Below are 7,668 nucleotides of genomic sequence, written 5' to 3'. Positions count from 1 at the left end.
CCGCCGAACTTCGTCTGCTCGTGGCCGAGCATCACGTTCTCGGCGACGGTGAAGACCGGGATGAGCATGAAGTGCTGGTGCACCATCCCGATGCCCGCCTTCATGGCGTCACCGGGACCGGCGAAGTGCTGGACCTCGTCGTCCAGCAGGATCTCGCCCTCGTCGGCCTGGTAGAGGCCGTAGAGGACGTTCATCAGAGTCGACTTGCCTGCGCCGTTCTCGCCGAGCAGGCAGTGGATCTCGCCGGGTTCGACCGTCAGGTCGATGTGGTCGTTCGCGACCAGGGCACCGAACCGTTTGGTGATGCCTCGGAGTTCGAGCTTCATTCGGGTGGGTTCCTTCTCTACTCGCCCGGGGTGAGCACAGAGACGTTGAGTGATGGCACGCGAAACGGCGGGGTGGCCTCGATGCGCACCCTCACCCTACCTTCCTGCACATATGTCAGTGTGTGCTCAAACGAGCAACCCGGACAAGGGGTGACGTGCGACGGGGAGGCCAGCGTGCGCTGACCTCCCCGTCGAGTGCTGCGTCGTGCCGTTACTGCTTCGGCGACGACGGCGAGGTGACCTTGATCGAGCCGTCGATGATGCCGGCCTTGATCTTGTCGAGCTCGCCCTGCAGGCCCTTGTCCACCTTCGACTCGAAGTCGTGGAACGGGGCGATGCCGACGCCGTCGTTCTTCAGCGTGCCGACGTACGGCGTGCTGTCGAACTTGCCCTTGGCGGCCTGGGTGACCACGTCGTTGGTGGCCGGCTTCATGCCCTTCATGACCGAGGTGAGGAGCAGGTCCTTCACGCTCGGGTCGGACTGGTAGACGTCGGCGTCGACGCCGATCATCGCGATCGGCTTGCCGGAGTCCTTGATGGCCTGAGCGGCCGACTGGTAGATCGGGCCGCCGACCGGCATGATGACGTCGGCGTTCTGGTCGATGATGCCCTGAGCCGTGTTCTTCGCGGTCTCATTGGCGTCGAAGCCACCGGTGAAGGAGCCCTTCTGGGTGTCGACGTTCCAGCCGACGACCTTGACCGACTTGCCCTTCTGGTCGTTGAAGTACTTCACGCCGTCCGCGAAGCCGTCCATGAAGATGGTGACGGTCGGGATCTGCATGCCGCCGAAGGTGCCGACGACACCGGTCTTCGAGTAGCTCGCCGCGGCGTAGCCCGCGAGGAACGCCGCCTGGGCGGTGTCGAAGATGATCGGCTTGACGTTGTCGGCCTTGATCTCGTTGTCGTCGATGATCGCGAAGTTGACGTCCGGGTTGGCCTTGGCCGCCTTCTCGGTCGCGTCCTTCAGGAGGAAGCCGACCGTGACGACCAGCTTGCAGTTCTGGTCGATCATGCTCTGCACGTTCGGGGCGAAGTCGTTCTCGCTCTTCGACTCGGCCTTCTTGTAGTCGACGCCGAGGGACTTGGCCGCCTCCTGCAGACCCTCGTAGCCGAGCTGGTTGAACGAGTGGTCGTCGAATCCGCCGGAGTCGGAGACCATGCAGGGCAGGAAGTCGCTCTTCGCGGCTCCCGTGGACGAGCTGTCCGACGGGGCAGCCGAGCACGCGGCGAGCAGCGACACGACGCCGACCGCCGCCAGGCCGACGAGGCCGGCCTTACGGGCTGTGATTCTCAAGGTTGTCCTCCAAGATGCGTGACCGCGCGCAGGAGCGCGGCCAGGGTATGCAATGCACGTTACCGAATGTGACGAACCGCACCGTCCGAAAATCCGGCTTCTTCATGCAAGCGTTACAAACGCGCGCGCCGTTGGCACCTGCTCATTTGAGCACGGCGGAACGGTCCTCCCCCGAGCGGGGGACGGACCGTTCCGCGACGGTGCCGTTTCGGTACATCTGCCCCCTGCTCGAGCAGGGACGCATGTCCCGAACAGGGACACGCGCGCCCTACAGCCAGCCGCGCTTCTTGAAGATCGCGTAGAGCAGGGTGCTGAGCCCCAGCATCGCGACGACCGCGAGCGGATAGCCGAGCGGCCACTGCAGCTCCGGCATGTGCGTGAAGTTCATGCCGTAGATGCCCGCGATGAGCGACGGGGCGAAGAGGATGGCCGCCCACGAGGAGATCTTCTTGACCTCCTCGCCCTGCCGGTGCGTCGAGTGCGCCAGCCGGGTCATCTCCTCGTTCTGCCGCTCGGAGACCAGCGTCGAGTTCACCGTGAGGATGTCGCGCAGGAGATAGCGGAAGCCGTCGACGCGCTCGTTCACCTGCGTGAGGTGGTCGGCGACATCGCGCAGCCGGCGCTCCAGCTCCTCCGTCACGCCGTACTTGGCGGAGCCGCGCTCCAGCGCGACCATGACCGAGGAGAGCGGATGCGTGGCGCGCTGGAAGTCGATGACCTCGCGCGACAGCTCGTAGATGCGCCGGGAGACCAGCGCGTCCCCGCCGAACACCTGCGTCTCGATCTCGTCGATGTCGTTGGCGAGACCGGCGACGACCGGGCTGTACGCATCCACCACCGCGTCGATGATCGCGTAGAGGATGGCCTGCGGCCCGAGCGCGAGCAGGTCGCGCTCCCCCTCCATGCGCTGCCGGACCGTCGACAGGTCGGGCGACTCGCTGTGCCGGACGGTGATCACGAAGTTCGGCCCGACGAAGAGGTGCAGCTCGCCGAAGTCGACCTCCTCCGGCACGTCCAGGTAGTTCGCCGCCTTCAGCACGACGAAGAGGACGGTGTCGTAGCGCTCGAGCTTGGGCCGCTGGTGGGCGACGATCGCGTCCTCGACGGCGAGCGGGTGGAGGCTGAACTCCTCCGCCAGCGACATCAGCTCCTTCTCGCTCGGCCGGTACAGCCCGATCCAGGCCACCCCGCCGGGGGTCGCGTCGAGCGCGCGGTAGGTCTCGGCCAGCGTGCGTGGGGAGGCGACGCGGACACCGTCGGCGTACACGGCGCTGTCGACCATGCTGGACCGGCGGGTGGCAGGCTCAGCGACGGCCTGCGGAGCGGTACTGGGAGGATCGACCCGCCGCGATCGGGACACGAAGGGCATCGGAATGCCGCGTCGGTTCAGGTTCGCCATCGTTCACCTCCAGGTGCTCGTGAAGACGGCCCGGAGAAGGGGCCACCTAACTGTACGCGCGCAGTCTGCCCGCGGCCTGGACGTGGAGGGACGCGTCGAGGACGACCCGCTCGTAGTGCCCGATCAGCTCGCCGCAGATCGCGTCCCAGCCGCGGCCGAGCACCGCCCGGCGGCCCGCCTCGCCCATGCGCATCCGCAGCGGGGCATCCTGCGCGAGCATCGCGACGGCGGCCCGCAGGGCGCGATCGTCCGCGGGCGGGTAGAGCAGTCCGTCGACGCCGTGCTCGACGAGGTCGACGGGTCCGCCCGCGCGCGGTGCGACGACGGGGAGGCCGGAGGCGTGCGCCTCCTGGACGGTCTGGCCGAACGTCTCCTCCGACCCGGTGTGCACGAACACGTCGAGGGCCGCGTACGCCGTTCCGAGCTCCGCTCCCCCGAGCCGGCCCAGCCAGGTCACGTGCATCCCGCGCAGCTCGCGCTCGACGGCAGCCCTGGCCGGGCCGTCGCCGACGATGGCGACGGAGAGGCCCGGCAGCCCGCGCAGGGCGCGCAGCCGCTCCACCTGCTTCTCCGGGGCGACCCTGCCGACGTAGCCGACGACGACCTCGCCGTCCGGGGACAGCCGCTCGCGCAGGGCCACCGCCTCCGGCGTCCGCCGGTGGTTCGGGTGGTACCTGTCCAGGTCGACGCCGCGGCCCCAGCGCGCGAGCCGCGCGACGCCCGCCTGGCGCAGGTCGAACTCGGACGCCGCGGACGGCGCGAGCGTCAGATCGGCGCCGTCGTGCACCCAGCGCACGTACTTCCAGGCGATCGCGGACGTCATCCCGAGCCCATTGCGCCGGGCGAACCCGGCGACGTCGGTCTGGTAGACGGCGACGGAGGGGACGCCGAGCCGGTTGGCGGCGGCGATGGCCTGCGCCCCCAGAAGGAAGGGAGAGGCGGCGTGCAGCACGTCCGGCCCGAACCTGGCCAGGATCCGCTGCACCTGCGGGCTCGGCAGCCCGACGGGGAACTGCCGGTAGGCGATCGACGGCACCTGGTGGATGCGGAAGCCCGCGTACTCCGCCGGCGCCCCCGCGTCCGGGCAGATGACGATGGCCTCGTGGCCGACGGCGGCCAGATGGTCCAGCACCCGCAGGACGCTGTTCGTGACCCCGTTGACGGTGGGGAGGAAGCTCTCGCTGACGACGGCGACCCGCATGCGACCAGTGTGGGCGCGCGCGGTGTCGCCCCCGTGAACGCCCGGTGTCCAGGAGCGCTCGGTATCCTTTCGCCATGACGACACCTCGCGGTCCCATCGAGCGGTTCTACAGCGTCATCCCCGCCGGCGGGATCGGCTCGCGGCTCTGGCCGCTCTCCCGCGCGGACGCGCCGAAGTTCCTGCACGACCTCACCGGCTCGGGCAACACGCTGCTGCGGGACACCTGGGAGCGGCTGGCCCCGATCAGCGGGGACCAGCGGATCATGGTCGTCACCGGTCGCGCGCACCGGGCCGCCGTGGAGGCGCAGCTGCCTGCGCTGACCGACCCCAACGTCGTCCTCGAGTCGGAGCCGCGCGACTCGACCGCGGCGATCGGGCTCGCCGCGGCCATCCTGGAGCGCCGCGAGCCCGGCGTCATCATCGGCTCGTTCGCCGCGGACCACGTGATCAGGAACCACCGGCTGTTCACCGCGGCCGTCCGCGAGGCGGTCGCCGCCGCCGACGCCGGCTTCATCACGACCATCGGGATCAAGCCGACCGAGCCCGCCGTCGGCTTCGGCTACATCCACTGCGCTGGCCCGCTGGAGGTGTCGGGAGCGCCGAGCGCCCTCGCCGTCGGGTCGTTCGTGGAGAAGCCGGACCTGGCGACGGCGGAGGGCTACGTCGCAGACGGCTCGTACCTCTGGAACGCCGGCATGTTCATCGCCCGCGCCGACCGGCTGCTCGAGGAGATCGCGCGCACCAAGCCGGCGCTGCACCAGGGCCTCATCGAGCTCGCCGCCGCGTGGGACGACCCGGCGACGCGCGGTCCCGCCGTCGACAGGATCTGGCCGCGGCTGGAGAAGATCGCCATCGACTACGCCGTCGCGGAGCCCGCGGCCGCGGCGGGCAGGCTCGCCGTCATCCCCGGCTACTTCGACTGGGACGACGTCGGCGACTTCGCGTCGCTCGCCAAGCTGAACTCGGGCGGCCGCAAGTCCGACCTCGCCATCCTCGGCGAGGACGCCCGCGTGCTGGCCGACTCCTCCAGCGGCATCGTCGTCAGCCAGAGCAAGCGCGTCATCAGCCTGATCGGCGTGCGCGACATCGTGGTGGTGGACACCCCGGACGCCCTGCTGGTCACCACCAGCGAGAACGCCCAGCGCGTGAAGGCCGTCGTGGACGCCCTCAAGCTCACCGGCTCCACCGACGTCCTTTAACGCGCCCCGCCGTCACAAACGGAGGACTTACTCCCCGAACCGTCCGCGATCTCCTCCGTTTGCGAGCAATCGGCCCCATTCGAGTGCCGATCTCCTCCCTTCGCAACACCGGGCGGAAGGGAGGACATCTCGGTCCGAACCCGGCCAGGGGCACGGAATGGAGGAGGTCGGAACGGCATCGGCCGCGATCTCCTCCTTTCGCAACGGGCGAGGGTGCGGGTGGGATCGGGTGGGACGGGCGGGGCGTCAGTCGACGGCGGAGGGGCCGTTCTGGACGTCGCGGGCGATGCGGCTGATCTCGGCGTCGTCGAGCACGATGCCCGCGTCCTCGAGGCGCTGGCGGAGCAGTCGCTCGCTGTCCTCCTGCGGTCTCAGCTGCATGTCGGCGCGCAGCTGCTCGACGATCCCGGCGACCTTGACATCGTCGCCGGCCTCCGTGCTCCCGTCCATGACGGGTTCGTCCTGTGTCATGCCGCAGAACGTACGCCGCGCCCGCTTCCGGTCAACCGGCGAGTTATCTCGACGTCGAGATAACCAAGGTCACCCTAAGAAGCGCAGGTCCGCCCCGCGGCATAGACTTGGCACGCGCTTCACGCGCCTTCCGTCAGCGATCCAACCAGGGAGGGTTGTTCGTGCCAGACCAAGCGGCAGGGACCCTGCAGCCGACCAAGACCCGGCCGGGCGGCACACTGTACCGCGGCCGTGAAGGAATGTGGTCCTGGGTGCTGCACCGCATCACCGGGGTCGCCATCTTCTTCTTCCTTCTCGTCCACATCCTCGACACCTCGCTCATCCGGGTCAGCCCGGAGGCCTACAACGCGGTGATCGGGACGTACAAGAACCCGATCATGGGTCTCGGCGAGATCGCCCTCGTGGCGGCCATCGTCTTCCACGCCTTCAACGGCATCCGGATCATCCTGATCGACTTCTGGAGCAAGGGCGTCAAGTACCAGAAGGTCATGTTCTGGATCGTCATCGTGCTCTGGGTCGTGCTCATGGCCGGCTTCGTGCCCGTGCAGCTGACCCACATCTTCGCGGAGGTGAACTGACGTGACGACCATCGAAGCGCCGCGCACGCCGTCCCGCCCGGCTCGCAAGGGCACCAACTGGGAGAAGTGGGGCTGGATCTACATGCGCGCCTCTGGCGTGCTCCTGGTCATCCTGATCTTCGGCCACCTGCTGATCAACCTGGTCCTGGGCGACGGCGTCAAGCAGATCGACTTCGCCTTCGTCGCCGGGAAGTACGCGACGCCGTTCTGGCAGGTCTGGGACCTGCTGATGCTCTGGCTCGCGCTCATCCACGGCGGCAACGGCATGCGCACGCTGGTCAACGACTACGCGTACAACCGGACGGTCAACCGCATCCTCAAGTGGGCGATCGGCGCGGCGGTCGTCGTGCTGATCGTGCTCGGCACGCTCGTGATCTTCACGTTCGACCCGTGCCCCGCCGGTGCCGCCGCCGACCAGCTGCCCTCGTTCTGCCCGGCCAAGTGAAGCGACTGACGGAAAAACAGCGAAGTGACTACGACTGAATCGACCGAATCCACCGTCATCGACGGCGTCCATTACCACGAGTTCGACATCGTCATCGTCGGCGCAGGCGGCGCCGGGATGCGCGCGGCCATCGAGGCCGGGCCGCACGCGAAGACCGCGGTGATCTCGAAGCTCTACCCCACCCGCTCGCACACGGGAGCGGCGCAGGGCGGCATGGCCGCCGCGCTCGCCAACGTGGAGGAAGACAGCTGGGAGTGGCACACCTTCGACACCGTCAAGGGCGGTGACTACCTGGTCGACCAGGACGCTGCGGAGATCCTCGCCAAGGAGGCCATCGACGCGGTCATCGACCTCGAGAACATGGGCCTGCCGTTCAACCGCACGCCGGACGGCAAGATCGACCAGCGCCGCTTCGGCGGGCACACCCGCGACCACGGCAAGGCGCCGGTCCGCCGCGCCTGCTACGCCGCCGACCGCACCGGCCACATGATCCTGCAGACGCTGTTCCAGAACTGCGTCAAGCTCGGGATCAACTTCTTCAACGAGTTCTACGTGCTCGACGTGATCATGAACGAGGTCGACGGCGTCGACCAGCCCGCCGGCGTCGTCGCGTACGAGCTGGCCACCGGCGAGCTGCACGTCTTCCACTCGAAGGCGATCATCTTCGCGACCGGCGGCTTCGGCAAGATCTTCAAGACCACCTCCAACGCGCACACCCTCACCGGCGACGGCGTCGGGATCATCTGGCGCAAGAA

9 protein-coding genes are annotated in these 7,668 nt (G+C 68.5%); 4 read left to right on the top strand and 5 right to left on the bottom strand.

Going from position 1 to position 7,668, the window contains the following annotated elements:
• The 4 genes from ACTHMF_RS02180 to ACTHMF_RS02165 form a co-directional block, all read right to left on the bottom strand.
• On the bottom strand, nt 1–326 hold a 326-nt coding region (locus ACTHMF_RS02180; RefSeq protein ID WP_440316120.1), incomplete at its 3' end, for an ATP-binding cassette domain-containing protein.
• 211 nt (nt 327–537) lie between these two features.
• Nucleotides 538–1,620 carry a BMP family lipoprotein gene (locus ACTHMF_RS02175; protein ID WP_314146937.1) on the bottom strand — a complete coding sequence of 361 codons (1,083 nt, stop codon included), beginning with the start codon at nt 1,618–1,620 and terminating at the stop codon, nt 538–540.
• Nucleotides 1,621–1,888: 268 nt separating this feature from the next.
• A complete protein-coding gene (locus ACTHMF_RS02170) occupies nt 1,889–3,019 on the bottom strand; it encodes a magnesium and cobalt transport protein CorA (protein ID WP_314146936.1) in 1,131 nt (376 codons plus the stop codon).
• Between the two features lie 46 nt (nt 3,020–3,065).
• Nucleotides 3,066–4,220 carry a glycosyltransferase family 4 protein gene (locus ACTHMF_RS02165; RefSeq protein ID WP_440316118.1) on the bottom strand — a complete coding sequence of 385 codons (1,155 nt, stop codon included), beginning with the start codon at nt 4,218–4,220 and terminating at the stop codon, nt 3,066–3,068.
• 74 nt (nt 4,221–4,294) lie between these two features.
• Between ACTHMF_RS02165 and ACTHMF_RS02160 the strand changes: the two genes are divergently transcribed.
• On the top strand, nt 4,295–5,419 hold the full coding sequence (locus ACTHMF_RS02160; RefSeq protein WP_440316117.1) for a mannose-1-phosphate guanylyltransferase: 1,125 nt from the start codon (nt 4,295–4,297) through the stop codon (nt 5,417–5,419).
• A 246-nt stretch (nt 5,420–5,665) separates the two neighbouring features.
• On the opposite strand, the gene ACTHMF_RS02155 is transcribed toward ACTHMF_RS02160, so the two are convergent.
• Nucleotides 5,666–5,890, bottom strand: a complete 225-nt coding sequence (locus ACTHMF_RS02155; protein WP_314146933.1) for a hypothetical protein — start codon at nt 5,888–5,890, stop codon at nt 5,666–5,668.
• A 239-nt stretch (nt 5,891–6,129) separates the two neighbouring features.
• On the opposite strand from ACTHMF_RS02155, the gene sdhC reads away from it, so the two are divergent.
• The 3 genes from sdhC to ACTHMF_RS02140 form a co-directional block, all read left to right on the top strand.
• On the top strand, nt 6,130–6,468 hold the full coding sequence (sdhC, locus tag ACTHMF_RS02150) for a succinate dehydrogenase, cytochrome b556 subunit (protein ID WP_399552903.1): 339 nt from the start codon (nt 6,130–6,132) through the stop codon (nt 6,466–6,468).
• A gap of 1 nt (nt 6,469) precedes the next feature.
• Nucleotides 6,470–6,913 carry a succinate dehydrogenase hydrophobic membrane anchor subunit gene (locus ACTHMF_RS02145; protein ID WP_314146931.1) on the top strand — a complete coding sequence of 148 codons (444 nt, stop codon included), beginning with the start codon at nt 6,470–6,472 and terminating at the stop codon, nt 6,911–6,913.
• Nucleotides 6,914–6,937: 24 nt separating this feature from the next.
• Nucleotides 6,938–7,668: FAD-binding protein (locus ACTHMF_RS02140; protein ID WP_440316116.1), on the top strand; the 731-nt coding region annotated here is incomplete at its 3' end.

The organism is Leifsonia sp. (genome assembly GCF_051955155.1).
GTDB lineage: Bacteria > Actinomycetota > Actinomycetes > Actinomycetales > Microbacteriaceae > Leifsonia.
This window is presented reverse-complemented; position numbering and strand designations above follow the sequence as displayed.